33 protein-coding genes and 1 pseudogene are annotated in these 25,344 nt (G+C 46.7%); 15 read left to right on the forward strand and 19 right to left on the reverse strand.

Annotated elements, in window-relative coordinates; genetic code table 11:
- The first annotated feature begins 40 nt into the window (after positions 1 to 40).
- The 4 genes from AC1S5B_RS18440 to AC1S5B_RS18455 all read left to right on the forward strand — a co-directional run bounded on the left by AC1S5B_RS18440 (position 41) and on the right by AC1S5B_RS18455 (position 5,016).
- Positions 41 to 1,105, forward strand: a complete 1,065-nt coding sequence (locus tag AC1S5B_RS18440) for a nucleotidyltransferase domain-containing protein (protein ID WP_482037165.1) — start codon at positions 41 to 43, stop codon at positions 1,103 to 1,105.
- Positions 1,106 to 2,842 carry a ThiF family adenylyltransferase gene (locus AC1S5B_RS18445; protein ID WP_482037166.1) on the forward strand — a complete coding sequence of 579 codons (1,737 nt, stop codon included), beginning with the start codon at positions 1,106 to 1,108 and terminating at the stop codon, positions 2,840 to 2,842.
- A 65-nt stretch (positions 2,843 to 2,907) separates the two neighbouring features.
- Positions 2,908 to 3,354: a Mov34/MPN/PAD-1 family protein gene (locus tag AC1S5B_RS18450; protein ID WP_482037167.1), complete on the forward strand. Its 447-nt coding sequence runs from the start codon at positions 2,908 to 2,910 to the stop codon at positions 3,352 to 3,354.
- A gap of 42 nt (positions 3,355 to 3,396) precedes the next feature.
- Positions 3,397 to 5,016: an SAVED domain-containing protein gene (locus AC1S5B_RS18455; RefSeq protein WP_482037168.1), complete on the forward strand. Its 1,620-nt coding sequence runs from the start codon at positions 3,397 to 3,399 to the stop codon at positions 5,014 to 5,016.
- A gap of 26 nt (positions 5,017 to 5,042) precedes the next feature.
- On the opposite strand, the gene AC1S5B_RS18460 is transcribed toward AC1S5B_RS18455, so the two are convergent.
- On the reverse strand, positions 5,043 to 5,468 hold the full coding sequence (locus tag AC1S5B_RS18460; RefSeq protein WP_482037169.1) for a phosphorylase family protein: 426 nt from the start codon (positions 5,466 to 5,468) through the stop codon (positions 5,043 to 5,045).
- Positions 5,469 to 5,564: 96 nt separating this feature from the next.
- On the opposite strand from AC1S5B_RS18460, the gene AC1S5B_RS18465 reads away from it, so the two are divergent.
- Positions 5,565 to 6,644, forward strand: a complete 1,080-nt coding sequence (locus AC1S5B_RS18465; protein WP_482033858.1) for an ISAs1 family transposase — start codon at positions 5,565 to 5,567, stop codon at positions 6,642 to 6,644.
- Here AC1S5B_RS18465 and AC1S5B_RS18470 read toward each other — a convergent pair.
- A complete protein-coding gene (locus AC1S5B_RS18470; protein ID WP_482037170.1) occupies positions 6,608 to 7,009 on the reverse strand; it encodes a phosphorylase family protein in 402 nt (133 codons plus the stop codon). The two genes, AC1S5B_RS18465 and AC1S5B_RS18470, sit on opposite strands and share 37 nt — an antisense overlap.
- A 148-nt stretch (positions 7,010 to 7,157) precedes the next feature.
- Between AC1S5B_RS18470 and AC1S5B_RS18475 the strand changes: the two genes are divergently transcribed.
- Both AC1S5B_RS18475 and AC1S5B_RS18480 read left to right on the forward strand, forming a co-directional pair.
- On the forward strand, positions 7,158 to 7,709 hold the full coding sequence (locus AC1S5B_RS18475) for a hypothetical protein (RefSeq protein WP_482037171.1): 552 nt from the start codon (positions 7,158 to 7,160) through the stop codon (positions 7,707 to 7,709).
- Positions 7,710 to 7,754: 45 nt separating this feature from the next.
- Entirely contained in the window at positions 7,755 to 8,126 is a 372-nt protein-coding gene (locus AC1S5B_RS18480) for a calcium-binding protein (RefSeq protein WP_482037172.1), read from the forward strand.
- 102 nt (positions 8,127 to 8,228) lie between these two features.
- On the opposite strand, the gene AC1S5B_RS18485 is transcribed toward AC1S5B_RS18480, so the two are convergent.
- Together AC1S5B_RS18485 and AC1S5B_RS18490 are read right to left on the reverse strand one after the other, a co-directional pair.
- Positions 8,229 to 8,438 (reverse strand): PIN domain-containing protein, encoded by a 210-nt coding sequence (locus AC1S5B_RS18485; RefSeq protein ID WP_482037370.1) that lies wholly within the window; start codon positions 8,436 to 8,438, stop codon positions 8,229 to 8,231.
- A 20-nt stretch (positions 8,439 to 8,458) separates the two neighbouring features.
- Positions 8,459 to 9,337: pseudogene (locus AC1S5B_RS18490) on the reverse strand (IS982 family transposase).
- Positions 9,338 to 9,472: 135 nt separating this feature from the next.
- On the opposite strand from AC1S5B_RS18490, the gene AC1S5B_RS18495 reads away from it, so the two are divergent.
- Together AC1S5B_RS18495 and AC1S5B_RS18500 are read left to right on the forward strand one after the other, a co-directional pair.
- Positions 9,473 to 10,012 (forward strand): hypothetical protein, encoded by a 540-nt coding sequence (locus AC1S5B_RS18495; protein WP_482037173.1) that lies wholly within the window; start codon positions 9,473 to 9,475, stop codon positions 10,010 to 10,012.
- A 675-nt stretch (positions 10,013 to 10,687) separates the two neighbouring features.
- Positions 10,688 to 11,791 (forward strand): PDDEXK nuclease domain-containing protein, encoded by a 1,104-nt coding sequence (locus AC1S5B_RS18500; protein ID WP_482037174.1) that lies wholly within the window; start codon positions 10,688 to 10,690, stop codon positions 11,789 to 11,791.
- Positions 11,792 to 11,833: 42 nt separating this feature from the next.
- On the opposite strand, the gene AC1S5B_RS18505 is transcribed toward AC1S5B_RS18500, so the two are convergent.
- The 4 genes from AC1S5B_RS18505 to AC1S5B_RS18520 all read right to left on the reverse strand — a co-directional run bounded on the left by AC1S5B_RS18505 (position 11,834) and on the right by AC1S5B_RS18520 (position 13,111).
- The gene (locus AC1S5B_RS18505; RefSeq protein WP_482037371.1) at positions 11,834 to 11,989 is read right to left on the reverse strand and encodes a hypothetical protein; all 156 of its coding nucleotides are present in this window, start codon (positions 11,987 to 11,989) and stop codon (positions 11,834 to 11,836) included.
- Positions 11,971 to 12,105: a hypothetical protein gene (locus tag AC1S5B_RS18510; protein ID WP_482037175.1), complete on the reverse strand. Its 135-nt coding sequence runs from the start codon at positions 12,103 to 12,105 to the stop codon at positions 11,971 to 11,973. The genes AC1S5B_RS18505 and AC1S5B_RS18510 overlap by 19 nt, the downstream gene beginning before the upstream one ends.
- Before the next feature lie 132 nt (positions 12,106 to 12,237).
- Complete coding sequence (locus AC1S5B_RS18515; RefSeq protein WP_482037176.1) at positions 12,238 to 12,621, reverse strand: nuclear transport factor 2 family protein; 384 nt, start codon at positions 12,619 to 12,621, stop codon at positions 12,238 to 12,240.
- 4 nt (positions 12,622 to 12,625) lie between these two features.
- A complete protein-coding gene (locus AC1S5B_RS18520; RefSeq protein WP_482037177.1) occupies positions 12,626 to 13,111 on the reverse strand; it encodes a VOC family protein in 486 nt (161 codons plus the stop codon).
- Between the two features lie 208 nt (positions 13,112 to 13,319).
- Here AC1S5B_RS18520 and AC1S5B_RS18525 point away from each other — a divergent pair, with 208 nt between their 5' ends.
- The 3 genes from AC1S5B_RS18525 (at position 13,320) to AC1S5B_RS18535 (ending at position 16,418) form a co-directional block, all read left to right on the forward strand.
- Positions 13,320 to 15,299 carry a DUF4209 domain-containing protein gene (locus AC1S5B_RS18525; protein ID WP_482037178.1) on the forward strand — a complete coding sequence of 660 codons (1,980 nt, stop codon included), beginning with the start codon at positions 13,320 to 13,322 and terminating at the stop codon, positions 15,297 to 15,299.
- Positions 15,300 to 15,730: 431 nt separating this feature from the next.
- Complete coding sequence (locus tag AC1S5B_RS18530; protein WP_482037372.1) at positions 15,731 to 15,919, forward strand: ArsR/SmtB family transcription factor; 189 nt, start codon at positions 15,731 to 15,733, stop codon at positions 15,917 to 15,919.
- A 151-nt stretch (positions 15,920 to 16,070) separates the two neighbouring features.
- On the forward strand, positions 16,071 to 16,418 hold the full coding sequence (locus AC1S5B_RS18535) for an SRPBCC domain-containing protein (protein ID WP_482037373.1): 348 nt from the start codon (positions 16,071 to 16,073) through the stop codon (positions 16,416 to 16,418).
- Positions 16,419 to 17,052: 634 nt separating this feature from the next.
- Here AC1S5B_RS18535 and AC1S5B_RS18540 read toward each other — a convergent pair.
- The 4 genes from AC1S5B_RS18540 to AC1S5B_RS18555 form a co-directional block, all read right to left on the reverse strand.
- Positions 17,053 to 17,526 carry an SH3 domain-containing protein gene (locus tag AC1S5B_RS18540; RefSeq protein WP_482037179.1) on the reverse strand — a complete coding sequence of 158 codons (474 nt, stop codon included), beginning with the start codon at positions 17,524 to 17,526 and terminating at the stop codon, positions 17,053 to 17,055.
- 413 nt (positions 17,527 to 17,939) lie between these two features.
- Positions 17,940 to 18,341 (reverse strand): ubiquitination-like system serine protease family protein, encoded by a 402-nt coding sequence (locus AC1S5B_RS18545; RefSeq protein WP_482037180.1) that lies wholly within the window; start codon positions 18,339 to 18,341, stop codon positions 17,940 to 17,942.
- Positions 18,331 to 19,527, reverse strand: a complete 1,197-nt coding sequence (locus AC1S5B_RS18550) for a ThiF family adenylyltransferase (protein WP_482037181.1) — start codon at positions 19,525 to 19,527, stop codon at positions 18,331 to 18,333. Before AC1S5B_RS18550 ends, AC1S5B_RS18545 begins: the two co-directional genes overlap by 11 nt.
- Complete coding sequence (locus tag AC1S5B_RS18555; RefSeq protein WP_482037182.1) at positions 19,502 to 19,753, reverse strand: multiubiquitin domain-containing protein; 252 nt, start codon at positions 19,751 to 19,753, stop codon at positions 19,502 to 19,504. Before AC1S5B_RS18555 ends, AC1S5B_RS18550 begins: the two co-directional genes overlap by 26 nt.
- Positions 19,754 to 20,245: 492 nt before the next feature.
- Here AC1S5B_RS18555 and AC1S5B_RS18560 point away from each other — a divergent pair, with 492 nt between their 5' ends.
- From AC1S5B_RS18560 to AC1S5B_RS18570, 3 genes are all read left to right on the forward strand, one after another.
- Positions 20,246 to 20,584 (forward strand): hypothetical protein, encoded by a 339-nt coding sequence (locus AC1S5B_RS18560; RefSeq protein ID WP_482037183.1) that lies wholly within the window; start codon positions 20,246 to 20,248, stop codon positions 20,582 to 20,584.
- 65 nt (positions 20,585 to 20,649) lie between these two features.
- Complete coding sequence (locus AC1S5B_RS18565) at positions 20,650 to 20,871, forward strand: hypothetical protein (RefSeq protein WP_482037184.1); 222 nt, start codon at positions 20,650 to 20,652, stop codon at positions 20,869 to 20,871.
- Positions 20,872 to 20,925: 54 nt separating this feature from the next.
- On the forward strand, positions 20,926 to 21,120 hold the full coding sequence (locus AC1S5B_RS18570; protein ID WP_482037185.1) for a hypothetical protein: 195 nt from the start codon (positions 20,926 to 20,928) through the stop codon (positions 21,118 to 21,120).
- On the opposite strand, the gene AC1S5B_RS18575 is transcribed toward AC1S5B_RS18570, so the two are convergent.
- The 7 genes from AC1S5B_RS18575 to AC1S5B_RS18605 form a co-directional block, all read right to left on the reverse strand.
- The gene (locus AC1S5B_RS18575) at positions 21,106 to 21,285 is read right to left on the reverse strand and encodes a hypothetical protein (protein WP_482037186.1); all 180 of its coding nucleotides are present in this window, start codon (positions 21,283 to 21,285) and stop codon (positions 21,106 to 21,108) included. The two genes, AC1S5B_RS18570 and AC1S5B_RS18575, sit on opposite strands and share 15 nt — an antisense overlap.
- A 57-nt stretch (positions 21,286 to 21,342) precedes the next feature.
- Positions 21,343 to 21,738 carry a hypothetical protein gene (locus tag AC1S5B_RS18580; protein ID WP_482037187.1) on the reverse strand — a complete coding sequence of 132 codons (396 nt, stop codon included), beginning with the start codon at positions 21,736 to 21,738 and terminating at the stop codon, positions 21,343 to 21,345.
- Positions 21,739 to 21,744: 6 nt separating this feature from the next.
- Positions 21,745 to 22,236: a hypothetical protein gene (locus AC1S5B_RS18585; protein WP_482037188.1), complete on the reverse strand. Its 492-nt coding sequence runs from the start codon at positions 22,234 to 22,236 to the stop codon at positions 21,745 to 21,747.
- A gap of 45 nt (positions 22,237 to 22,281) precedes the next feature.
- The gene (locus AC1S5B_RS18590) at positions 22,282 to 23,190 is read right to left on the reverse strand and encodes a hypothetical protein (protein WP_482037189.1); all 909 of its coding nucleotides are present in this window, start codon (positions 23,188 to 23,190) and stop codon (positions 22,282 to 22,284) included.
- 23 nt (positions 23,191 to 23,213) lie between these two features.
- Positions 23,214 to 23,540 (reverse strand): hypothetical protein, encoded by a 327-nt coding sequence (locus AC1S5B_RS18595; protein ID WP_482037190.1) that lies wholly within the window; start codon positions 23,538 to 23,540, stop codon positions 23,214 to 23,216.
- Between the two features lie 124 nt (positions 23,541 to 23,664).
- Positions 23,665 to 24,486, reverse strand: coding sequence for a GNAT family N-acetyltransferase (locus AC1S5B_RS18600; protein WP_482037191.1), 822 nt, complete (start codon positions 24,484 to 24,486; stop codon positions 23,665 to 23,667).
- Between the two features lie 26 nt (positions 24,487 to 24,512).
- A complete protein-coding gene (locus AC1S5B_RS18605) occupies positions 24,513 to 25,319 on the reverse strand; it encodes a M90 family metallopeptidase (protein WP_482037192.1) in 807 nt (268 codons plus the stop codon).
- Positions 25,320 to 25,344 lie beyond the last annotated feature (25 nt).

A 25,344-nucleotide genomic window follows, 5' to 3' on the forward strand; every position in this document is an offset into this window, starting at 1 on the left:
ATATCTAGCTACTCTCTACAGTTTTTTGGCTCCAGGAATTATGGCAAATATACAAACTCAAATGATGCAGTTTCACGAAGCGATTAAACTCAAGCGATTTGAGGAGAACGCAATATTACTTGAAAAGCGGCAAATTATTCTGGATCGATTAGATGCTGGCTTGAAGAAAATTTTCGCCAATAAAAATCTTCAGCCGCCCAGCTATGAGTGGTTTGGTCAGGGTAGCTACGCAATGGGGACGGGAGTCAAACCCCTTAAAGGCAACTATGACATTGATGTGGGCATCTGCTTTAAGATCGCAAAAGCAGACTACCTTGACCCTGTCAAAGTCAAAGAGTGGGTGCTTGAAGCACTCAAGAATTTGACTTCCTGGGTGGAGATTCGTCGTCCATGCGTAACTGTCTTCTATCAACGGGACGGAGAACCTATCTACCATGTTGACTTAGCTATTTACTCTGACAGTCAATGTAATCCTGATGGCAAGATGTATCTTGCTAAAGGTAAGCAAAATTCCTCATCAGAGCATCGAATCTGGCAAGAAGCTGATCCACAAGGCTTAATGGATCTAATCAAAAATCATTTCCAGGATAGTGAGGATGAAAAGCAGTTTCGCCGTATTATTCGGTATCTCAAACGCTGGAAGGATCTGAAATTTTCCAGTGGTGGTAATGCTGCACCAATTGGAATCGGGATTACTGTAGCGGCATATCATTGGTTCATACCGAAGAGAAGCATTGATCCCTTCAATTCTCAGAGAAAGTACGATGATCTTGATGCTCTCGGCTGCTTTGTTCAGGCAATGATTTCACGCTTTCAGTCAAAATATGCTGATGGTAGCTGGTATGAGCGACTTGAAGTTAAACTTCCTGTTGCGCCGTACTGCGATCTCTTCGAAAAAATGACCGATAGCCAAATGACAACTTTCAAAGAGAAACTGGTTGCTCTCTTAGCTTCAATTCACGAAGCACAGGAAAAAGCAGATCCAATCGAAGCATGCAAGCTGCTTCATGATGAACAATTTGGAGAGGATTTTCCGGTACCGGATCGCCCTTCTACTGGTCAAAAGCGCCCTCCTGCCATTGTTTCTTCCAGTTCCTCAGCCTAAATGCTGCCAATTGCTCAAATCAACTTCATCTTGGCAAGCCTCGCTCAAAACCACTATTTGCACGAGGTATGTCTTCTTTCTCCTGTCGAGCATTTATTTCTCCAAAACTGGGGTATCGTAGCCGCGATCGCCGGAAATGTCACTATCGCGGACACAACAGTTCAACTTTGTGTTGGTGTGCGGGAGAACTTTCCTCGATCTCTGCCAATTATCTTTCTACGCCCGCCCAATGCATTTGGGGTAATTCCCCATCTTGATGGAGATGGATATATTTGTTACACCCAGACTGAGGGATTATTGCTGAATGCTGCTGACCCTGTAGGGATTTTGCACGATGCGTTAGACCGGGCGATCGCAATAGTACAATCAGGAGTCAGTGGCGATAACCATTTGGATTTCATGGACGAGTTACCGCTCTACTGGGAACGGCTCGGCACGGAAAGGTTACCGGGATTTTTCTCGGTTGATGACGTACTTCGTAAAGTCTTTGTTTACAGTGACAGTAATGGTGATCAATTCGTGGCAGATTCAAGCGAAACGATCCAATCCTACTTCAATGGTAAGAAGCAAGGGCTGAACGCGCTGAATCGACGGGGTGCCCTGTACATCCCTCTGAACGAAGGAGTCTTTGTCGCCCCGCCCAATCCTAAGGAAATTTGGACTTCTGGCCTAATCTACGAACTGATTCAGGAGAATTTATCCTGGGAAAATCGCCAGCGATTTGCCAGGTTGGTGCAGAAGCGGAGACTCAAGGAATTTATGATTTTAGGATTACCACGTCCTAGTGGTGGAAAGACACTGGCAGGACTCAATTTCGCCGCTCATAAAGAAAAACCTATCAAGGCAGATAAAGTACTGGATGCACCTCAACCGATCGTAATTCAGCGCTACGATACCAGTTATTTACTACCTCGTGGAGGTGGACAACCAGACTTGGAAAACTTCAAAGTAATTCTCATTGGCTGTGGTTCTGTCGGGGGATATATTGCATTTGGGCTGGTTCAAGCAGGGATTCGTCACCTGACTTTGATTGATCCCGATACGCTTACACGAGAGAACATTTTTCGGCATGTCTTGGGGATGAGTGCGGAAGGAAAGCCTAAGGTCATTGCATTGCAAAATGAATTAGAGCGCAAGTATCCCTATTTATCAATTGCATCACATCAAACCTCTATTGAGAAAGCAATTCTTCAGGGAGGTATAAATCTGTGCAACTACGATCTGGTAGTTGTGGCGATCGGTGATCCAACAATTGAACTTTACTTAAATCAGCTTTTGCATAAAGAATGCCAGCAGCCAATCATAGTTTTTGCATGGATTGAACCGTATGGTATTGGTGGTCATACATTGCTTACCCGTCCTGGACAATCAGGATGTCTACAATGCCTTTTCACAGACGCTTCTGACCCCGATACTCCGCTATATAATCGCTCCGCCTTTGCCGCTTATGGACAGTCCTTTGCCAAGGACGATCTGGGCTGCGGCAGTTTTTACACCCCATTTGGGGGACTAGACGCTCAGAAAACGGCGGAGCAGACAGTCAGATTAGCGTTAGATGGACTATTGAAACATGAGCAGCAAAGCCCTCTGGTTTCCTGGAAAGGTAGATTTGAAACCTTTACATCTGCGGGGTTTCGGCTTTCTCCTCGCTACCAGCAAACAGAGGACCAATTGCGCGAGAATCAGTATGGTTATATCAATCCTGCCTGCCCTGTGTGTGTAGCCAACTGGTTATGAGGATCCCTATTTTTCCAAAATCTGATGGTGGCAAACTGGAAATTAGTCTTCTTGCAATGTCGCGAATGTTGAAATTTCGACAAGATAGCTGCTGGAAGCGTGAAGCAGGGGGTGTACTGATGGGGCGATATATTCGAGATTGCCTGAATGTGGTGATTGATGATGGTACGATTCCTATGCGTGGCGATCGCCGAGGACGCTGTAGTTTTTTCCGCGCTCGAGATCGTCATCAACAAGCAATTGACCAGGCATGGCAGGAATCAGAGGGAACCACTCATTATCTGGGTGAGTGGCATACTCATCCAGAGGAGACTCCAACTCCTTCAGTGATCGATCAAACCAATTGGAACCAGCATCTTCAAGAAGATAGGTTCAGTGGCGACACACTGTTTTTCATCATTGTTGGTACTAAATTCATCAGAGTTTGGGAAGGCCATCGAAAAAGTCTGGACTATACATTAATTGGCGAAGTGAACTGTGCCAACTGCTCATCAGAACACAGTCACAACTGAGTTTTCATCATCCGACCGATTCTCTCAAAACATGCACTACCAATGACCATGATAAAACCCACTATGGACTTTGGAATTATTACCGCTCTGAAAGTTGAGCGAGATGCGGTGCTAAATCGTTTGGATGATGGTTACCAGTTGATCAGGGATGAGAATGAACCACTGCCTTTTTATCTTGGGCATATTAGTATTCCTGGTTCAACCGATCGCTATACCGTTGTTGTCTGCCTTTTACTGGATATGGGCAATGATGAAGCGGCTGTTGCAACAACACGGTTGCTTCAACGTTGGGAGCCTGCCAATGTTTTAATGGTAGGAATCGCAGGTGGAATCCGCGACAAAGTGCAATTAGGAGATGTTGTTGTTGCTAAATATTGCTTTTATTATGAACTGGCAAAACTCACGCTGAATGGTGAGCGAATGCGACCGGAACAATTCCCATCTGATCGCCTCTTGTTGGGGCGGGCATATGTTTATGAGGCGACTGAATGGAGAGGGACAATAGGAGTTGCACGTCCAGGAATACAAATGGAGGAGAGTTTACCCAATGTGCATTTCGATCCAATTGCTAGTGGAGAAAAGGTAATTGCAGATGTAGCTATGATCCCAAAGCTATTGCAAATTTGTCCCAAACTAGTAGCCGTTGCAATGGAGGGAGCAGGAGTTGCACGTGCTGCTAAAAGCCATACCAGCCCACCTCGCTTTCTTGAAATTCGGGGAATTTGTGATTTTGCTGATGCTGAGAAGAACGACGATTGGCACGAATATGCAGCTAACGTGGCTGCTGCTTTTACAATTGGATGGCTGCGCGATCGCCCAATACCACCTTTAACTTCAGCAAAGCCAAAATCTATCTCCTCCCATAAGCCACTACTGATTTTGTGTGCTCAATCCTTGAGGGCAATTGCTCCAGATGAAATTTTGACTGGATTTGATGAGATGTTAAAGCAACGAAACCGAGAGACAGTGTTGTTTGATTTCACAGGTTTTGTTGAAAAAGGGATATTTACAAACCCGGAGGAGGCGGCTCGACAATTAACCAACCCTCAGGGTGACCTATTAGCAGCAATTGCTCGCTCAAGCGAAGTAGACCTAGTTTTTCAAGGTCTGGTTCATATCCCATTTCAGGTGTTAATCGGACATTTAGTGAGTAATCGGGTGCCAGTGCAGTTGTTTGATTTGTTTGGCAATGATTCGCGAAGTTGGGCATGGCCTGATGAGGGAGAAAGTTTTCCAAAAATGGAAGTTTATGGCGTTCCCAATCGCCATTCTTGGCAAGCTAAAGATGTCATTCTACGTGTTTCGGTCACCTATCCTGTTTTGTCTTCCCGGACAGCCACTGCGAATTTACCAGAAGCGATTGAAATTGATATGACTATTTCCAATCCAGAATGGGGTATTGTCCGGAGTGAACGGCAGGTGCGGGAGTATGGACGAGAGTTTCGCCGAGTCTTAGATCTGATTGCTCATAACCTTCCTCTAGGGCAACGGATTCATCTATTCTATGCAGGACCCAATGGCTTAGGGTTTCATTTAGGGCAACAGATCTCTGAAAATATTCACCCACCTGTCGTGGTCTGGAATCATCATCGACCAGTCTACGACTGGGCAATTGACATAGTATCTGCGTGTGTTGGAGAGGAATGTGTGGTGCGCCCGTGAAATTTCTGTCCCAAAATATTACTAACTTAATCGCTCGATTCAGAATGGAGTAAGTTGAACTCAACTCCTATGGACTGGAGTTGCTCCGTAAGGCTTCCCAATGTACTAGCGTGAAGAGAACGCCTTTTCCTGTCGAGTCTGTTCTGATTCCTGACACAATATTTGGAAATCGAAGTTTTTCCCTCAATCAAGTCAGAGATTCCGCGAATCACGATCGCCCTAATTCCAGGATAGGCAAAGGCTGCACTCAGAAAGCCAAACCCTTCCATCTCAACAGCGATCGCATCGTTATAGCTTGCTCTAACAAAGTTGAAAACATCTGATTCTTTCGAGGCAATAACCTTCTCCCCGGCAGCAATAGAAGCGACAAACACACGGGGCTGAGAAGCTGGACTGCTAGGTAGCCGCCTTAACCACTCGCCTTTTCTTGCCTCTGCTCTAGCCCGCTGCATTAATGCAGCGGGCTGATTGTCCTAACGTAGGGCAGGGCTAGTTCATCAGTGGTAGAAAAATGATAATGGGTGATGCTCTTTCACCCCTAGCTAGCCATGAGCCTGATTGATGCTCTCAAACAAGTACGAGACTATCGAACCCAACCCCAGTATCCATTGTGGGTGATTTTGTTGCTGGTACTGATGGCAACGATGAGCGGGTGTGTGGGGTATCGAGCGATCGCGTGCTTTGTGGAGCGCCATCAAACCCAATTGTTAGGGGTACTCGAAGTGCCCTATGAGCGGTTACCCTGCTACTCGACGATTCGCCGCGCTTTGGTGCGAGTGGACTTTGAGGCGTTAACCGAGGTTTTCAATCAATGGGCACAGGAAACGGTTGAGCTGGAAGAGCAAGCCGCTTGTGCCGTTGACGGCAAGAGCATCCGAGTCAGTCTGAGAGATTACGACCAGGCGTATCAAGATTTTGTCAGTGTGGTGTCGGTGGTCAGCACTCGACTGGGACTGGTCGTTGGGGTGCAATCCATGCACAACAAAACGAGTAGTGAAATTGTAACGGTACAAACCTTGTTGGAGCACCTTCAGTTGCAAGGGGTGTGTTTTAGTTTTGATGCCCTGCACGCCAAAAAAAAAACAGTTCAGCAAATTATAGCCAGTCAGAACCACTACTTAATTGCCATCAAAGGGAATCAACCCAAATTATTAGCCCAAATCCAGCAGCAGTTTGAACACTCGTCTCCCCTCAGTTGTCACGTGGACTCAGAGCGGACGCGCAATCGCTCAACCCAACGCCGTGTGTGTGTATTGGAGCCAAGTGCCACCATTGACCCAAGTTGGGTCGCTCTTAAACGAGTGATTCGGGTCGAACGCACCGGACTAAGAGCAGGCATACCCGTTTCACAGACGGTGTTTTATATCAGTTCGCTGGCAACCGATGCCGCCGAGTTTGCCCGTCGTATCCGGCAGCATTGGCACATTGAGAATCGCCTCCACTGGTGTAAAGATGTGGTCTTTCAAGAAGATACGACTCCACTGTGTGAGGGTCACGCTTTGATTAATATGGCAATTGTGCGAACCTTTGCCCTTAATCTCTTCCGGCAGCATGGGTTTGACTCTTTGACTCAGGCGATTCGACAGGTTGCTCATGATATCCCTCGCCTATTTTCCTTCTGCCAATGAATCAGCCCTGCTAACGTAGGGGGAGTGAAAAACTGCTCTCCGACTTTGCCAGACTCGTAACCGTAAACTTTTGTTGCTGCTACAACATCGCCGATCTCAACGTCTTTGATGCCTCCAGCAATGCCCACAAAGAAAAGGATGTCCGGTTTGAAATGGGCGATCGCTCGTTCTGCTTCGACAGCTGCCCCTGCGTTCCCGGCTCCCACTTCGGCAATCCCAACTTCCCATTCTTGGCCGTTCCCTAAAAATCGCCCGCGCTCGTAAATCGTCCCTTGAGGATGTGTTTCCTCCCGGAGATCTATGAGATGAGTACGGACAGCCGAATATTCAACGGGCAAAGCAGTTAGTATCACTGCGCAAGGCATAGGCTAATCCTTCGAGTAACCTGAATACTCCCTATTCTGGCTGTTCAATCTCGAATTGCCCATAGTTTAGAGGATTTCTTTGGTTTGATGAGGGATCGCTCCCCATCAGCCAAAATAGAGACAGCGTTTGAGGAATTGGGGGGCTACCATGAGCGACAAGGATCAGATTCTTGAAATTTTCTTTAAGGAATATGACAAGCTGAAGTCTGAGCAGGCTCAACGCATTGGCTTCCGGGACAACCTGCTCTACGTGACGCTGGGCTTGTTTGCCACAATCATCTCGTTTGCGGTTTCTAATGCAAGCAACTACTACGCCCTACTGGTGGTTCCCTGGGTATGCCTGATCCTGGGTTGGACTTACGTGGTCAACGATGAGAAGATTTCGGCGATCGGCAGGTACATTCGCTACAAGCTGGTTGATAAGGTGAAAGAGCATACGGGCTACGACGACCTGGAAACACTTTTCGGCTGGGAGATTGCCCACCGGGACGACAAACACCGCAAGCGCCGCAAGATTCAGCAGCTGATTGTGGACGAAATTACGTTTGTTGCTTCGGGGTTGATTGCTCTGGGGGCGTTCTGGTTTCTGGTTCCTAACCCACCTATTGGAGTAACGATTCTCTCCTGGGTGGAGCTTTTGCTTCTCATCATGTTGGGGGTTGAAACTTACATTTATGCTGACTTGAGGAAAGGGCGTTAACGATTAATCCAGGTGTAGCACTTTGTAGTAAGAAGGCGTGCTGTTATGGCAAAAGTAAGCCGGGATGAGGAGCGTGAAGAGCGCATCACAATGGAAATTGTGGTAGATGCCTATGGTCAGGAAGATCAGGCAATGGGCTGGTACTACTACTTGCAGGATACAATGCAGTTTCCCTTGACAGCAGTCTGTGTCAGTAAGCGACGTATTTCTTCTTTGAAAGAAGGGGCAACTGTGGAGGTGGTGGGCATGGCACCGGAGGATGAATGCGAGCAGGAGATGTTTGTGGAGATTGAATGGGAGGGTGATACTCTTGCAGTGCCATTGATCCAGCTTGAGGCAACCGAGGCAGACGAAGAGACGCAACAAGCCATTGCCGACTGGCATTACTGGGTCAATCAGGGCTATGAGTTTGGGTAGCGTTTAGTGCTCAATTCTACGTTCGTCCTGTTTCACACTCATTCATTTGCCAATTTTAGTACCGCAGCACGGCTCACTGGAGCCAGACGAAATTCAGGGCATTCAGTTGTCAAGGAGCGGGGCGATCGCCTCCACATGGCCTGATTGCTTGTCTTTCAACAGAATTCCCAATGTCCCTGTAATCGAAAGGTTCAGTTGCTGGGCATAGCTTCTTGCCAGTGCATCATCCAGGATCACCAGGGAATCGGGAATGGCGATCGCCAAACTGAGGGCTTCGCGTTCGCCTGCACTGAGATTTGGCAGATCTGGAATTAGATTAACGTCAGTTCGGCTTAAGCAAAAGCAGGCAAAGCAGTATCAATGAGCAGAGAGGGCTTCTTGGGTTGGTGGCAGTAGGTGATCAACCCGCAGACTAAGTTGACTAAGCAGTTGATGGGCGAGCGGTGACGCGAATGCTCAATCTGAGAAATGTGCTTGAGCGGGTCAATCCCCGATTCGCGTCACCGCTCGTCGGCGCAGCAGCAGCTTATCACTCAAAACCACCAGGCGGTTCTTCATGTTCCGCTTGAGCTTGGTGATCAATTGAATGCCAGAATTTTGCCATAGCTGGAGGGCTAGTGTTTGGCAGACGTAGCCCCGGTCGCCAAACACCTTCCCGAAGAGCCGTTGGAGAAGGTGAGGCACGGGCTTGCGGTCATCCGTATTACCGGGTGTCAACTGGACGTTGAGGAGTTCTCCTTGCTCGTTAGTGACCAGAGCAGCTTGAAGCCAAAAAACCAGTCTACGGAGGTTTTGCATCGGGCAGCTAAGGGGTTGAATACTTTGTGAGAGGCAATCCGACGGTTGTGACAGACCTTGATACTGGTCGCATCGATGAAACTAAGCCTCGTACACTTGCCAAAGCACTGACGCAAATAGTCACACAAAGGGATGAGAGTCGAGGGCATCCATTCTACAAAGCGATTGTAGCTGACCCAGCCTGGAAAGGCTTTACGCCGATAGCGACCAACCAACTGAGTATAAAACCACTTGATATTGCGGTATGCCGACTGATGGAAGGCAATCAAAATTGTCATCATTTCGCTTAAGCACAGGCGACGCGACCGCTGCCTCATCTGTAAGCCGTCCCCTAACAGTTGCTGCTGCCACTGGGGTTCAAACCACTGGCAAAAGTCATCGACATGACAAAACAAGGATTCTAGACTAAGCATGGGGTGGTTAGATAAGTTGAGAATTAGGTACTTTCAACTCTATCTATTCCGCCCCTCCTTATCCCGAACTCACGTTATACAGATACTTCTTCAAACACTTTTCTTTCAAAACAACAAACGGATGTTGTTTTAGACATGAATGAAAATCTTGAAGATGTGGATTCCCTGAAAGCACAAAGTTGCAATCAAGCTTCTGGAGTAGAAGCGGAAACCCTCGGAGAAGATAGCCTTTCTCCAGCTAGTTCTGGGAACGATTTTACAATTCAAGATGCAGAGTTCCCAGAACTTATAGATGCAGTAGCTCAAGCGATACCCTCCGGGCGGCAAACCTACGCGCATCCGGCAGGTTCCCCTTTACCGACTGCCCTCAAAAGGGCGATCGCGCAATTTCCTGATCGAGTGCAAGCTGCAATTGATTATCTGAATCACCAACAGCAGAAACGCCCGATCAAAAATCCAGTTGGGTATCTTTATCAGGCGATCATAGAAGGCTGGAATTTAGCGGTTCCTCAAGCGATCGTACCTGCTGGCTTTAGTGAATGGTTTGATCAGGCGAAAGCAAAAGGGTTAGTGATGGCGGCAACGACAATAAATGGGACTCATTACACACTGCACGTAGAGCAGGATTGGTCGCCTACTGAAGAGATCATGCGATTTGAATTATTGAGAAATTAGGTTAGAGAATGACAATGGGTCGTTTATTAGCTCAAAATAGAAGCATCTTTGCAAGGTAATCCTTGAAATACCTCCGCTTTTGTACAAACCTTTTCAAAAACACAGGTTCTGCAACACAAACGCTGTTCAAATCTCCAAATTTCACAAAATGCTTCTTGATCTTTACCACTACGGAAACCGCATCGTTCTCGATTTTCAGGTGTAATTCGACTAGATTTAGCTTGAATAATATCCCGATGAGAGCAATGATGCTCTAGTTCTGTTACAAAGATAGTTCTGGGAACATTGACTCTAGAACGTGTTATGGGTGATGCATCAGTTGCATACCCTTCTAAACTACTCAGGCTCCACGAGTGATAGGGACAATTCAATATACTTGCTTGTTTTAATGGGTAATGGGTATTGCTACCAGTAACAACCAGAAACTCTTCAAAGTTTCTAGGCACTTTGCTTATAGGGATCAACTCATCAAACAAATCCTGATCAGTGTAATGCTTAAATCATCATTGACTCTCGGACGCCTCATTCTTAATTATTGCTGAAAGATTTGAGTATGGTACTATGAGCGATCTCAGTCAAAACAGCCAGCCCGACAAACTGCCCAAAAACACTTGGACAAGCCTACCGTCTGAAATGCCTCTCCTATACAATCAATAAGCTGGGAGTGGAAAGGCAATGGGGAGCGATCTGTCAAAGCTAGGCTATGAAGAGTTTCTCGGTGAGCTAAAAGAGCGAATTCGCAACGCTCAGGTCAGGGCAGCTCTGGCAGTAAACCAGGAACTCATTCTCCTTTATTGGCAGATTGGGCAGGAAATTTTGCAGCGACAGCAGCAGCAGGGATGGGGAGCCAAAGTCATTAATCGACTAGCAACTGACCTGCGTAAAGCATTCCCAGATATTAAAGGGTTTTCTGCCCGTAACTTGCTTTACATGAGAGCATTCGCAGAGGCTTACCCAGATATAGAAATTGTGCAACAGGTTGTTGCACTAATTCCCTGGGGGCACAATGTCCGGATTTTGGACGCAGTAAAGACCCCGAAAGAACGAATTTGGTACATCCAGCAAACCATTCAGTATGGCTGGAGCCGCAATGTCTTGATTCACCAAATGGATAGTCAGCTTTACCGTCGTCAGGGCAGCGCGATTACCAATTTTAGCCGAGTCCTCCCTGATCCCCAATCCGAACTAGCACAGCAGGTCATTAAAAATCCGTACTCGTTCGACTTCTTGAGTTTAGGTAAGCAAGCTCTAGAGCGAGAGCTAGAAACAGCTCTCATTCAGCACATTCGGGAGTTCTTGCTGGAGTTAGGGGTGGGGTTTTCCTTTGTTGGCAGTCAATATCCCTTGGTTGTAGACGGGAAAGAATACAGAATCGATCTGCTCTTTTATCATTTCCGCCTGCATTGTTTCGTCGCAATTGATCTAAAGGTCGTCGAATTTGAGCCAGAATTTTCCGGGAAGATGAACTTTTACGTTTCAGTGGTGGATGACTTGTTGCGAGGTACTGACGATAAACCGACGATCGGGATTATCCTCTGCCGGACCAAGAGTAAAACAGTTGCTGAGTATGCCTTGCGAGACGTTCATAAACCAATCGGCATCTCCACCTACCACATGGGCACACCATTACCAGAAGAGTTACAGATGAGTTTACCGACGATTGCAGACCTGGAGGAAGAAATGGAGGCGATCGCTGCCGAAGTTGAGCAGTCTCTAGCTTCTCAGGAGATAGAACAGCTTTCCCTATTTGCTGACCCTGCCACCCTTGATGAAGAATAAAGTGTTTTGCAAGTTTCCTTCGGAGCGGATGTGCCAACCTGGTTACGAAGAGTCGCTTTCCCAAAACGTTAAATCTCCATAGAAAATGAGCTGCTCCATTTGTTGCACAACCTGTCTTGCAAGCCTGCAATTCTGAATTAGAATACCCATCTCGATATTGAGAGACATTGCATACTCAGTCAGGTTTGCACTGGAAATGAAGAGGTGCTGCTGGTCGCAAACTGCACATTTGGCATGAGGACAACTTGATGGTCTAACCGATCGATTTCGGCTCGGATATCCACCATACTCTCACATTGATCGGGTGTCTTCATAGGCTTACAAAGAGTAAAATCATAGCAAATTCTGAAATCGAAGCGATCTCGTGGCTGAGGTACTTTCAAACTTGCCACTGAAAAGACAAGCAGCAAGGGTCTGAACGCCAGCCTGTTCACTGGAGTGAATGGTTAGGCACCGAGGTCGGACGATGGCAGGGGACAGACTTCCATCGATTGAATCAAGCCATGCTCAATAGTGAAACGGTGACCAACGTGTTCATCGGCAAGCAAGGCTCCGGCTAGATCGCGCACAACCTGATGCACCTCGACCAAGACCTGCCCAGCATCCTCTGGGTGAAAGGCAACTGGCTCGACGTGTGGATTGATCTCGCTCCACTGCTCCGTCCAGTAAGCGCGGACTTCTTCAGTCCCACGGACAAAACCGCCTTTGAATGCTTTCGGCCAATGCACGTCGGGAGCCATGAGGACAAGAGCGGCATCAATGTCACGTCCGTTGAAGGCTGCGTACGCTGCGCGTAGCAGCTCGATTTCTAGTGCAGGTTGATCTGGCATAAGCTTAACCACGCTGTGCCGCCTCGATCGCAGCAATGTCGATCTTTTTCATCTGCATCATCGCCTCAAACGCACGTTTGGCGGCAGCAGGATCGGGATCGGTGATCGCCTTCGTCAGGGCGATCGGCGTAATCTGCCAGGATAATCCCCATTTGTCCTTACACCAGCCGCACGCACTCTCCTGTCCGCCATTGCCGACGATCGCGTCCCAGTAAAGATCGGTTTCTGCTTGGTCAACAGTTGCGACCTGAAACGAGAATGCTTCGTTGTGCTTGAACATAGGTCCTCCGTTGAGTCCAAGGCAGGGAATCCCCATCACGGTAAACTCGACAGTCAACACGTTCCCTTGCTTCCCTGACGGAAAGTCTCCCGGTGCATGGTGCACTGTATTGACGGACGAATCGGGAAAGGTTGCGGCGTAAAACCGCGCTGCGTCCTCGGCAGTGCCATCGTACCAGAGGCAAATCGTGTTCTTTGCTGGCTTCTCCATGTTACTTCTCCATCAAGATGAGCCACCCAAAACCGTAGTCAACGATGTGCTCAGTCGAAGAGTATTGGCTCGGACCACAGTTCCGCCCATTCTAGCGCGGCTTCGCTGTGCTTTACATAGGCGGGATAACGATCGCGATTACCAGACAAAGATAACCTTAAATGCCCAATAGACAGACTCTCAGCGGTCGGTGTGCATTTTGGTTGTTATGCTGCCACGATCAACAACCAAAATCTTGACTTTATACTACAATATGCTACAAGCAAAAACCAAGCAAATCATTAAGTTTGGCCAACATCTCACAACTTACACCATGTCAACATTTAAGCCCGAACCGTTGTTTGATGCAGCAGACTTCGATAAATACCAATGGACAGAAATACCAGAGCGAGTAAGCTTAAAAGAATGTCGGAACTACAGCAATGAATTCCGAGTAGAAGCTGCAATAAATCAATCATCTGGCGATACTTTAGCTCAGAATATCTTTGAATTTATGAGTCATATTAATTCGATTGTAATAGCACCCCTAGAGCCACAAAATGCCTCTTATATAGAGAAAATAATAGATGAATCATTGTCGGAAAAAGAACTTTTTATATTAAGAGAGTTAGTTGGTAAAACCGACGATCCCGAAATGAAAGCAAGAATAGCTGACATTCTTTGGATTTGCAAAAAACAAGATCCGGAGCGGTCTAGACCGATACAAATGGCAAGAGAAGCTGTAAAGGCTTACCTTCAATCAGCCAAAAATCTTGAGAGTGTGGAGGATTGGATGAACTGTTATGCAAGACTGAAGCGAGCAGCACAGTTGGCACCTTTAATTGATGGCAAGAAAACTATGGAAATGCGTCTTGAGGTTTTTGAATATATCAACGATCTTATAGATTGTTACGCAACGATAGAAAATGAATTTTTAACTGGTAGTGTAATGAAAGTACTTCAAGAGGACTTAAGGAAAAGCCTCAGTGCTATTCAGACCGATCTCCCTAGCTATGCAAAGAATTGTGCAGAACTTGCCGCACGGAAAGCAATCTTCGCGGAAAACTTTCAAGATTATCATAAATCTTTTTATCAAAAGAAAGCCTACAGACAAATAGAAGGTGAGTGGTATAAAATATCTAATGACAAAGAATCTGAACGCAATGCAAGGCTGCACCTTGGGGAAGTAGAAGTTTGGTACGCTCAACAAGCATTGATTAATAATGAACCTAATTCTTATGCTGTGGCTGCTGGACGAATTGAAAGTGCAATCGCAGTCTTTAAGAAAGTCGAAGATACATTTGGGCGAAGACAAGATACTTCTGAACGTATGCAAGAGTTGCACAAAGAGATGCTTGCTTATCAGAAACAGTCAATGTCTCAAATGGTTAGTGTTTCATTTGCTAAACCAGATGATTTTTATGATCCAGAAATGCAAGAAGTTGCAAGAGAATTAGTCAAGGGAAAGTCCCTACGTGAAACTTTGTATTGTTTAGCCTTTGGCTATAGACTGATTCATACTGTTGAAGATCTTGAAGTGAAAGCGAAAGAAGAAATGCAATCCTACAAGTTCTTGCATTTAATTCCAACAACCTCCATTGATGGTGAGGGAAAGACAAAAGCTATTAGCGGAAATGGCGAAAATGATTTAAAGAACAAAATGTTCCAAATTGCAAAATTCTATCAAAGTTGGTATGGGCTAAATTTTATTGTTCCTGCTTGTGATCAAATTTGCTCTGAACACACTGTAACTTTAGAGGATTTATCTTTTGTCTTCTATGAAAACTCATTTATTCCAAAAGGGCGCGAGCCTCTCTATGCTCAGGGTTTAATAGCTGGATTAAAAGGAAATCCTGTTGTTGCAGCACACTTACTGATTCCACAGGTAGAGAATTCTTTGCGTCATATCTTGAAGCAGAATGGTTCTATAGCATCTAAAAGGGAAACTATTCAGGATGAATTTCTTCTACATGAAGTCTTAAGTTCACCCGATTTAATGTCCATCTTAAAGAAGGACATAATTTTTACTTTGAAGGGTTTGTTGGTTGAACGTATGGGATCTAATCTAAGAAATGAGATTTGCCACGGTTTACTTGACTATGAACGCTTCTTCATATCTGAGTTGCCATATTTTTGGTGGCTAACACTGCATCTATGCCTCGTGCCAACCTACAGAAAATGGGCTGATGAGAAGAAGGAAAAAAGCTAGGATAGCATTTGCTAACGCGATCGCTATAGCTTACCTTAAAGTCAATTAAGCAGCATCTAGATGTGGATACTGACAGATCAGCTTTTGGGTACAGTTACCATCGAGAACTTGCGGCTAACAATTATTAGACTGAATGTTTCGGCCTCAGCTCCCATTTTAGGGGGCATAGACAAAATTATTCGGCATTAAGTTCAACTTCAACATCAAACAGGTACTTAGTCAGGCGACATTCTGCTGATGCACACTGAATGGCAGGTGTTTACACCTCAGCAAATGGGGGGTGTAGGCGATCGCAGTCACCATCTCCAAAAAACAGGAGAAGCGATCGCTCGGTAATCCAACAAAAGAAAGGTATTTACCCAAGTATTGATGGCGTTATAGTTAGGTATATGCCTAACTAATTTATCCAACTTGATCGTGTTTTTCATGCCCTGGCAGACCCAACCAGGCGTGCCGTCCTCGAACGGCTCAGTGTTGGACCTGCTGCCGTTAGCGAACTCGCGCAGCCATTCGATATGGCATTGCCGTCGTTTACTCAGCACCTCAATGTTTTGAGCGAGTGTGATTGGTTTCAATCAATTAGATTCTTACCTCACCCAACTGAAGGAGAAAAGCGATGACTCCATTAACTCATCAACCTGATCCTCAACTTGACCTGTCTTTGAACGCATCGTTGATGTTTCACCAGAACTGGTTTGGGCTGCCTGGAAAACGTTAGAGCACCTAAAGCACTGGTTTACGCCTGCACCCTGAAAGACGATCGATTGTAAAATTGATCTTCGCCCTAGTGGGCTTTTCCGTACCGTAATGTGTTCTCCGGAGGGGCAAGAGTTTCCAAATATTGGATGTTACCTGGAAGTCATCCCGAACAAAAAGCTGGTTTGGACAAATGCCCTTCAACCGGGTTATCGTCCCGTCATCCAATCAGTTGAAAAAAACAGTAGTGACTTCCCGTTCACAGCCGTGCTTACGCTTGAGCCGCACGAGCAGGGAACGAAATATACCGCACTTGTTATTCATGGAAATCAAGAGGACTGCAAGACCCATGCGGATATGGGATTTTATGATGGATGGGGCAAAGCTCTCGATCAGCTTGTCGCCCATATGAAGCAAATTTAGAAGTGCATGAATCTTTCCATGTTTGATGAGTTCACTCATCAGCAAATCAACATCCATTCTTGAAAGCTACGATCCCTACTCTCCCTCATTCCAGACTTGAATCGGATAGCGATTCAGTTCTGCTGCCGGAATGAATGATTCCCGATATAGTCTGCACTCAAGATCTTCTTCAACCCATTCGTATTCCTCGAATAGCCTGTCAGGAATTTCAAGGCAGAGAACTGCGTCGCCATTAGCACCTCCATGATCGTCGAGGGGAGCATCGGCTGCACCCAGACACCTTTGAATATTTGACCTGTCTCATAGGTGGTCTCAGCGTCCTTGAAACCCTCGCACAAAATTGCTTCTGAGTGAAATGTTTGGTGAAAGACTTTCATGATTCCTCTTGGAATGGATGGATGGACGGTTCACTTCATTGCTGCCAACTTCCTGCACTGTAAAAGCTCGTTTGCTTGGGCTACACACTCATCAATCGATTATAAAGATTTCTCTGTCTGGGCTGTGGTGTTGGTGCGATCGCGTTAGCCACAAACTTATTTTTGTCTATCCTTCTGGAGTTGGGATATGTCGATTGATGCGATCATTTTTCTGCACAACCAGATATAGTCATCTGAGAGGGAACACTCTATCTATTCTACAAATCACGACTTTGGTAGGCTAGAAGAAACAGTGGCTTGCTGTTCACCCATCCCTGCTCAGTTTTGAGCCATTCTCCCTGTGCATTTGTTTCAATCTTCAGGGGAACAACGGTTTCTCCTCCCTCTAAGCGACCAGCTTGCTTCGCCTGACTGCTTGGTTCTGCTCGGACGATCGCTCCCTCTACACCCACCACTCGCATCGGATTACCATTAAATCGAAGACAAGCAGGTTGGAACATGAGTTCAGCCGAAACCCAACCGCGATTGATTTGAAGCCAAGTACTATTGCGATTGTCTAACTCTGGCACTTCAACGGAACGAGAAATGGTCATTACTTCTCCATCTCGGACTTGTCCAATCACACGAGCATCATTGCCAGGTTGAGCGAGAATGGGTCCTCCCCCTCGCATAACGACAGAAGGACGTGCAGAGAGATCGGGGTTCCCACTGAACCGGATGAACTGCCCCATGACCTAACCATCCTGACCGGAAGAACGTTGAACCAGATACCACATACCCTGTTGTTGATCACGGTAGAGTCAACGACTTGAACGACTTCTTCTTTGGCAACTTATCCCTCTTGAATCACTTTTGGAAAAACAAATTTAATAAAAAATGCTGAAGCTTCTATACGGCTTGAGTCTTAGCATATGCAGCTTATTTCCGATATTTCAAAACATTTGACAATGAAGCGTATATACCAGACAGCAGTCGGTGCAAGACTTTCAGGGTTTCGCCTGAATTTTACTTTAACTAGAGTGACATATGAGGGATAATTGCCCTCGTTGCGTCGCCTCTTCAATTACCCCTTTAACTCAATTGGCTGCTTACTCAAGCCCGTTGAAGCTCAGGCGGTGAGTACAACAAAGCAATAAAGTGTCAACTATCGGTCAAATAGGCTTTTCAACCAGCGCCAGAACTTCCGTAGAACTCCGCTGCGCTGACGATCAAGAGCATCATAATAAGCGCGACGGCGTTCTTCTTCGCCACGACGACCCGCATTGATTTGCTTAGATGTCCATTTGTCGGACCAGATGATTTCACCCCGACGTATTAAATAGTGTGATTGGCAAGTCTGCTGCCAATTTCCGATTGAAGGGTGAAGCGTAGGTCCGCTATCGGTCTCCTCAAGAGACCATTCAGTTATACCTAATGGGGTTCTAATTTTGGAACCACATCCACACGCGCAAAGATGTGCAGCAGTACCGAATTCTTCTGAAACATACAACACGCCAGGCTTAAGTTCTTTTGGCATGTAGTGGACATGTTGCAGTTCAATCTTCATCACTGAACTTCGACTCCCCAACTATCTTAAGATCTCCTACCTCAAACAAAAGGTGATAGTACGGTAGCTCTTCTAAATAGAAGCCGCGCAGCTGCTTGAACCGGATAACAGCTAAGCATGCATTCAACGCATTGAGTTCGCTGATCTGAATATTGGCTCGATATAGATCGCCCGGGTTATCAGCAAGCTCGGCTAAATCCATGTCACGTACCGTCTGGCTATGCTCAACGGAGTAGTAAGTTGTGCGTAACATACCATTGAGTGAACCTTTTTTCCGATTAAGTCCCATACCTACATCAATAAAAGGAATGTCCTTTGAAATGAGCAGATCAAAGATGCCAAACCGAGACGACCCTTTGTCAACGCATACAAATGCGAAAGTCACACCATTGAGGTCTTCTGTGGAAGAAGCGTCAATAAACTGAGGCGTGATGGATAACCCCGTCCGGAAGTTTTCATAACGCGAACCATAAACCTCTGCCTTCATCTGGCCAAGTTCAGTAGAGTCAAGCCTGCCTGGTGAACGAAAGGCGGTATGTACGTGGAACGTATCGAGGTCGAATGCCCGAATCTCTCGCACCGGAGTTTTCACCAGGAAATCCAGAACGTATGCACCTGTGCCACCGAGACCGATTACAGCAATCACGTCATCCTTAAATTTTGCGGATAAGTCTGTAATCTCTGCTCTACTCGTCAGCGTATCTTGAAACTTGAATACAGAGTCTGATACAACCTCATCTACAACACGAAAGGTGTAAGGAGTAGCATTATACAATTCAGTTGCTGGACCAGATATTATACCGACATAGCTTTCAATCTTTTCGAAAAAATCTTCAAACTTACCACTGCTCCGAGGTTTGTTCGAGAATGAGCGCTGCACAATAACATCACTACTAGCCTCGCTCAATTGACATTGAGTGCAGCCACCCCCAAGATTAGGAATTGCTGTTCCATCAAGATTATGTGGAACGGAGCCGGCGAAGAAAATCTGGTGATCGTCCTGGGTAACTTGCTCCTGATCTACAAATACAAGCTTCGTGACAATAGCACCTAACTGCAATTGTCGATTATTGTCCAAATATGGAATGTCACGTATAACAAGATGGTTACTGTCAAAGGAAACTGCGTAACCCTTTTCGACCAAACGCCGTATGTCGTCGTTATGATTGACCAGTTTCTGAAACACTGAAGATCATCCCTTCTTTAACTTTTACAGAGGCACCAGATGAGAGGATACCCTCAGGCTTGTTACCATGACCGTTTTTGTACTTCACGGAGTACGTGATCTCAGGATGCTGCGCATAGTTTGGCACTTCAAGCGTAACCACCTCTGCATAAGTGATTTCGCCCTTGGGCCACTCATGAGGAGTGCCTTCTACAACAATTGTGACCGCCTTTTTTTCTCCCGCCATAATCTGTTCTCAGTAGGTGAATGAAAGCTATATAAACTGAGAGTTACTTAACAACTCCAGCCCTAGCGTAACTATAGGCAAATTTTAACCTCTTGCTACTAGAGTGTAGTGCCATTGTACTATATTGTAGCAATTTGTTACAAATTGGTTGACAAAAGCTTATTTAGGGTGAGGTAGTAAGGTGAACTTGTCTGAAGAGAAGCAAAAACGTATTATGATCGAAAGCTGAGGATTGAGAATTTAATAACCATTCCCATGAGGTGATCGCAATGCTGATTGCTAATGTGAAGTTTTACAAGCTTTGGGAGCGTATTCTCGTGACTTTGAACCTCACTCACTCACTCTTACTAACTACAATTCAGTATTTAAGAATTTCTCACTAATTGTAGCCAGATGGATACTCTACAAATTGCCATTAGGTATAGGTAGCAAGCCATAGAGCCTTGTTAGGGTGATATCCATAGCACCTTAACTTGTGTTCCAGGGCTGCCTATGGCTACCAAAACACCCACCCGACCCAAGCAGCGGCAGAGTGCCCAAAAGCGAGACTCTTTGAGTCGGCAAAGCCGAACGTGGAAGAATTTGACAGATCGTCGCAAACTCCGCCATTCTGAAAACACCCTTGATAAAGCCATTACCAAGGCACTTCAAGAGGGGGGCATTGAGCCGCACGAAGACTTCAAGGTTTATGTAGAAGCGTTTAGTGAGCGATCAGGCAAGGCTCCATCACTGTTGAGCTTTCTGAGGGTGGTAGCAATGATGATGAAATTCGAGGCTACCGCTTCTATCTCAGCAATGACCCCAGGCAGAGAACCAGCGGCAAGTATCTGATCAAAAACTTAGAAGGCTTTACAGACAAGGATGAAAACTACTTTACGCCTTTCAACATTGCTGAGGTGTTTGGGTTTGAAGAGGCAGAATTTGATGATCTGGATGCTGACCTGGACGATGCTCTTGATCTCGATGACGACTTTGATGAAGAGCCAGACGAAGATTTAGAGACGCTACTAGATGCCGATTTGGATGAGTTAGGGGATGAGGAGCTTGCTTTGCCTCCGACAGCTAAACCTCAAGCCAAAATGCCAGCGAAAGCTCAGAGCAAAACTCCAAGGGCGTAGGCTCAAGGCAAAGCTAGTAAATCCAATCATTGAGACTTCCGCTACCGAGACCCAATGGAGGAAGCGTCGCGGCTCAGTGCTTCGGCTGCGGTAAATGGGCGCGAAACCAATGGAGTGAATGTGGCAGGGCTGGCAGGACAACTGGCAACCTTGGGTATTGTGGTTGGGCAGGGAGTATTAGAAAACCTGGCAGCTCAGGACGATGAGGAACGAAGAACGAATTGTCCGAGAACTTCAGCGGTAGAATGAGCAGGTAGAAAAGCTGACCAGCCGTTTACAAGAAGCGGCAGCCGGATGTGCAACGGTAACGCCAACAGCGGAGCCAGAACAAATTGCGGTTGAGAATCCTTTAGCCACTGCGGCTGCAACAGTTGGGAGTAAGGTAGACAGGCTGGGTGCAAAACTAGATTCCACTTACAGATCTCAACCGCTGGAATTGAACCGTGAAGCCAGCATCACCGAACAGCTTGATCAGATTGAGTCATACCTGAAAGGTCTTTCCAAACGACTTGATCGTTTAGAAATTGCGGTAAGTCGTTTAGAGAAGCAAGTTGCACCAGCATCCGGGGCTTCCCCGCATCCGCTGCCTCTGCCGGATTCACCGCCACCCAATCCGGGCGTAAGGTTTCGTTTTGTTCGGCAACGGACACACTCAACCCCGGTGGAATCTGTTACCCACTCAAAAACACTTCCTCGAGCAATTCCAGCGTTTGCTAGCACAAACTCCACCCACGCTCGGTGAATCATGCTCTGGGTGTGGGCATCCAATCCTGCTGGAAACGCCTTGAGCAGCACAGGTAAGCTTAGAAACGGACCCGATGCTTCAACCAGCGACAACCATTCAGCATGATGACGGGCAATAGACATAGATGGTTAAGGATATTCAATCAAAACTGGACTTTCTGGAATGAATCGAGCTTGATAGTTTGTTTTCTTATTCTTCCCACGCAAGCCACCAATTGGAATCGGCTGCTTAAGCTGCTCTAGCTCTTGCACCTCCCAAAACACCGCCCAGGTCGGGGGATCAGTAGCAGTTGATTGAGGACGACAAATCAATTTACCCGGATAGCGACCTCGACGAGACCCCACATAACCTATGTACAATCCCCGCCAGGTCACTTCCGGGTTCAATGGCTGATCGCCTTTGGCTTGAGAGGCGTAGATGAAGACCTCGATCGCCTTGCCACCCCTCAGCTTTTCGACCTCACCAAACACTTCAAAGTCCATGCTGCCAAAGGCAACTTTGGGCACATGATCCGGCGGCAGATCGTCGGCATCGATTTGGGCAACAAGCGTCTCCATTCCTGAGATTAAATGTATCTCTGGGACGGGGGCAAGAATTGCGAAGGCGTGAGTCTTTTGCATAAATCGTCGAACACTATTAAACAAAAAGTCAGCTTTTCTAGCCTACTAGGGTCGGATGAGTTTCTGCGGCACCAAGAACACGACTGCCAGAGGAAATAGTCGTGCCGTTGGGTTTTCAAACCGCTTCTGGATCAGACTTGTCTCCTGTTCAATCTCCTGTGGAATTTGCTCCGCTCTGGCTTTGAGGCTGTTCATATTTCGTTCAAACTGCTCTCGCTCTGGCGTAGTAAATAATGTCAAATGCTCTACCTTTAGCTCCTCCAACTCCTTGAGGATGCTCTTTTGCAATTCCGTCAAAATGGCAGTAATGTCTGCGCTCTCTTTCTCCGCTCGGTTCTGCAAATCCCGTTGCAGGCTTGTAGCACGCTCTCCCTTCCGCACCTCTAAAGCTTGCATCAGAGGTTCAGCATATTTGTCCCACATCTGGGCTAACTTCTGCTGCATCGTTTCAGGGACTGAACCGGAAGAAATCGCTCCCAATGCCGCTTGTAATTGCATCACCCCCAAACAGCTAAATCGCCCTTCCTTCAAGACTCCACCTGCCGTAATTACCTCTTCGTGCAAACGTTGCTGATCACTTCTCAAAATTACCAATCGTCCATACGTCACCACTGCCGGAGTTTCTAACCCTGCCTTTGTGGACACTACTCTGGCAGTCACCCGATGCAGATTCTTCCGCCCTTCTGTGGACCAAACTTCAGCCCGTAATAGCCGCAGACACATCTGCACCAATCGGTGATTCAGGTGTGCCAGCACCACATCATCGCGTCCGTGGGCAACATCAGAGTCAAATGTAATCGGACGAATTTGCTTGGTATGGGCATGCTCTAACCACTCAGCACAGGCTGCCCAGCTACTCTTTAACTGGGGTAGATGAAAGGCACGCCCTTGTATCTCCTCACCCTTTGCCTCAATCAATGGAGGCTGATCTGCCAACTCAAGCCCAATTCGCACGACTGACTCAATGTTCTCTGGAGTCAGCCGCAAATTCTGCCGCGTTTTATGCAGTGCTCTCGTAGCTTTTCAATTTGCTCCCGCACCTTGCGCTCAAACTTGAGCAGCCGACGCACAGGTTCCGACTCTCGTTCAGCTTTGGACGTGTCGAGTGTCACCCGTCGCCCTAACATCGCCTCTTCCACCTGTGCGGCAATCACCGGACCCACTTTACCCAGATCCTCGCGGATGTTGTTTACTTTCAACACAGCACGCATCAACAACTCTAAATCTCCCTCCAAATTGCCGGGATGAATGCCGCCCGTTGCCTGCTCCTGATAATCCTTGCCGTCAAAGTGGTAAATCTTCACCTCTGGCGATCTCTGTCCATTGGAAAATGCTCAGGTTCTAGCACCACTGAAGCTAGTTGAAAAGCATTGTCAGTCTGCTCAGAAATTGGTAGCCAGATATACCCTTTAAAGCGACAGCGATTCATCATCCAAGTTCAAAGGTTGTCACACCAAACAGGCGATCGTAGGGTAACTCAGGACAGGCTTGAGTGTACATCCGAGCGGTCTCAAACACCCTCTTCATCTCATACTTCTCAGCCAGGTTGACAGCCGCTACGTTGATTTCAGGAACATCCAGGTAAATGGGAGTACCTGCCGCTACCGTTGACTGGAGGGCAACAAACAACGCTTCTGCCAAAGATGGCTGATCCGCAAACAACGGACCGATTTTGTAACCTGTGTGGCAGAGCCTTATCACTCCGTACCCTACCAGCGTGTTGTTTTGCACAATCCCCAAAGCAGTACTATCAGGTTGATTAATCCAACTCCGTAGAAACTGAGGGCGATCGCCTGGGAAAAGTGAGCGGTCATAAACTGCAATCATTTCAAACGGAATGGTGGATAAGTCAACGACTCCTAAATGATTCGTTGACTCACTACCACTCACACCCTCGTAGCGAATATTACGATAGGCGAATTGAAATCCAGATTTCTGATAATTGTCCTGTTGAGCTAGCACACCATCTAGACCAATATTGCGACCTGATAATGTATCCAATGCTGCATTCCAGAGTTGAATCCCATAGCCTTGCCCCCGATGCTCTGGTTTGACAATATAGAATCCGACAAATCCAAAAGAGTCGCCATATTTAACGGCTGAGATGGTAGCGATCGGTTCATCCCCCAATAAACCCATCCAAAACCCCGTTGGATCGGCTGTATAAAAACACTCAGCATCGTGCAACCCCGGATTCCATCCCTCTGCGGCTGCCCACGCGATCGCAATCTGAAGATCTACGCGGCTCATCGGTCGAATTGAATAGAACTTTTTACTCATTGCCGTTCTATCCATTGCAGTGGGTCAAGCTGATAATAGCGGCGCAGTTGTTCATAGAGGGTTGGGTGGTGAGTCAGCAATCGGCGTGGTTTTTCAAAGAATGTCTCAGTCGCAACGGCAAAAAACTCTGCTGGATTGGTTGCCCCATAACTATCTATCACGGTTTGAACCCCACTCTCTATATCTTGGCAAAGCTGTTGATAGGACTGGGTCATCACCTGTTTCCAAATGGCATAGTCTGAGTGACTTGGCAAAATCGGCACACCCTCAGCTTGACCGTCTTCTTGATCTAACTGATGGGCAAACTCATGGAGGACAACGTTGTGTCCGTCCGTCCAATGAAGAGTATCTCGTTTCACGATGTCCCATGCTAGAACCACTTGATCCGCACTCCAAGACTCTCCCAGTCTGGCTTCTCGTCTTTCCTCAACGACAAAATTCTCCACAAAAGTTGTCGTGTTGACGACATAAGCGCTTGGATAAATCAAAATAGACTGCAGCTTCGGGAAATACTGTCCTCGTTCATTGAACAGCAATAAACAGGCGATCGCGGCGATCGTGATCTTCATCTCTTCAGTAACCTGCAACCCCGCGCAGCCAATGAACTGTTTTTCTGCCAAAAATACTTGAATATGTCCTTGCAGTTGCCTGCGTTCGTCTAGCGAGAGTTTCTCATACATGGGCAGAGTTTGCTGAATGACTGCTCTCCAAAGCGGGAGAAATGGGCGATGTTTGAGGCGTTTGCGATGCCAGCGCATAAAAGCAGGACGAAGCAAAATCGCGGCAGTGATAACAACGACCATCAGTAGAACAATCAAAGTTTGAATC

The organism is Leptolyngbya sp. CALU 1928 (assembly GCF_056784215.1).

Excerpts from the sequence above, each read along its gene's own strand:
- AC1S5B_RS18440 (WP_482037165.1), top strand. The coding sequence starts at position 41 with ATGGCAAATATACAAACTCAAATGATGCAGTTTCACGAAGCGATTAAA.
- AC1S5B_RS18445 (WP_482037166.1), top strand. The coding sequence starts at position 1,106 with ATGCTGCCAATTGCTCAAATCAACTTCATCTTGGCAAGCCTCGCTCAA.
- AC1S5B_RS18450 (WP_482037167.1), top strand. The coding sequence starts at position 2,908 with ATGTTGAAATTTCGACAAGATAGCTGCTGGAAGCGTGAAGCAGGGGGT.
- AC1S5B_RS18455 (WP_482037168.1), top strand. The coding sequence starts at position 3,397 with ATGACCATGATAAAACCCACTATGGACTTTGGAATTATTACCGCTCTG.
- AC1S5B_RS18460 (WP_482037169.1), bottom strand. The coding sequence starts at position 5,468 with ATGCAGCGGGCTAGAGCAGAGGCAAGAAAAGGCGAGTGGTTAAGGCGG.
- AC1S5B_RS18465 (WP_482033858.1), top strand. The coding sequence starts at position 5,565 with ATGAGCCTGATTGATGCTCTCAAACAAGTACGAGACTATCGAACCCAA.
- AC1S5B_RS18470 (WP_482037170.1), bottom strand. The coding sequence starts at position 7,009 with ATGCCTTGCGCAGTGATACTAACTGCTTTGCCCGTTGAATATTCGGCT.
- AC1S5B_RS18475 (WP_482037171.1), top strand. The coding sequence starts at position 7,158 with ATGAGCGACAAGGATCAGATTCTTGAAATTTTCTTTAAGGAATATGAC.
- AC1S5B_RS18480 (WP_482037172.1), top strand. The coding sequence starts at position 7,755 with ATGGCAAAAGTAAGCCGGGATGAGGAGCGTGAAGAGCGCATCACAATG.
- AC1S5B_RS18495 (WP_482037173.1), top strand. The coding sequence starts at position 9,473 with ATGAATGAAAATCTTGAAGATGTGGATTCCCTGAAAGCACAAAGTTGC.
- AC1S5B_RS18500 (WP_482037174.1), top strand. The coding sequence starts at position 10,688 with ATGGGGAGCGATCTGTCAAAGCTAGGCTATGAAGAGTTTCTCGGTGAG.
- AC1S5B_RS18510 (WP_482037175.1), bottom strand. The coding sequence starts at position 12,105 with ATGAAGACACCCGATCAATGTGAGAGTATGGTGGATATCCGAGCCGAA.
- AC1S5B_RS18515 (WP_482037176.1), bottom strand. The coding sequence starts at position 12,621 with ATGCCAGATCAACCTGCACTAGAAATCGAGCTGCTACGCGCAGCGTAC.
- AC1S5B_RS18520 (WP_482037177.1), bottom strand. The coding sequence starts at position 13,111 with ATGGAGAAGCCAGCAAAGAACACGATTTGCCTCTGGTACGATGGCACT.
- AC1S5B_RS18525 (WP_482037178.1), top strand. The coding sequence starts at position 13,320 with ATGCTGCCACGATCAACAACCAAAATCTTGACTTTATACTACAATATG.
- AC1S5B_RS18540 (WP_482037179.1), bottom strand. The coding sequence starts at position 17,526 with ATGGGGCAGTTCATCCGGTTCAGTGGGAACCCCGATCTCTCTGCACGT.
- AC1S5B_RS18545 (WP_482037180.1), bottom strand. The coding sequence starts at position 18,341 with ATGAAGATTGAACTGCAACATGTCCACTACATGCCAAAAGAACTTAAG.
- AC1S5B_RS18555 (WP_482037182.1), bottom strand. The coding sequence starts at position 19,753 with ATGGCGGGAGAAAAAAAGGCGGTCACAATTGTTGTAGAAGGCACTCCT.
- AC1S5B_RS18560 (WP_482037183.1), top strand. The coding sequence starts at position 20,246 with ATGGCTACCAAAACACCCACCCGACCCAAGCAGCGGCAGAGTGCCCAA.
- AC1S5B_RS18570 (WP_482037185.1), top strand. The coding sequence starts at position 20,926 with ATGGAGGAAGCGTCGCGGCTCAGTGCTTCGGCTGCGGTAAATGGGCGC.
- AC1S5B_RS18580 (WP_482037187.1), bottom strand. The coding sequence starts at position 21,738 with ATGTCTATTGCCCGTCATCATGCTGAATGGTTGTCGCTGGTTGAAGCA.
- AC1S5B_RS18585 (WP_482037188.1), bottom strand. The coding sequence starts at position 22,236 with ATGCAAAAGACTCACGCCTTCGCAATTCTTGCCCCCGTCCCAGAGATA.
- AC1S5B_RS18600 (WP_482037191.1), bottom strand. The coding sequence starts at position 24,486 with ATGAGCCGCGTAGATCTTCAGATTGCGATCGCGTGGGCAGCCGCAGAG.
- AC1S5B_RS18605 (WP_482037192.1), bottom strand. The coding sequence starts at position 25,319 with ATGGTCGTTGTTATCACTGCCGCGATTTTGCTTCGTCCTGCTTTTATG.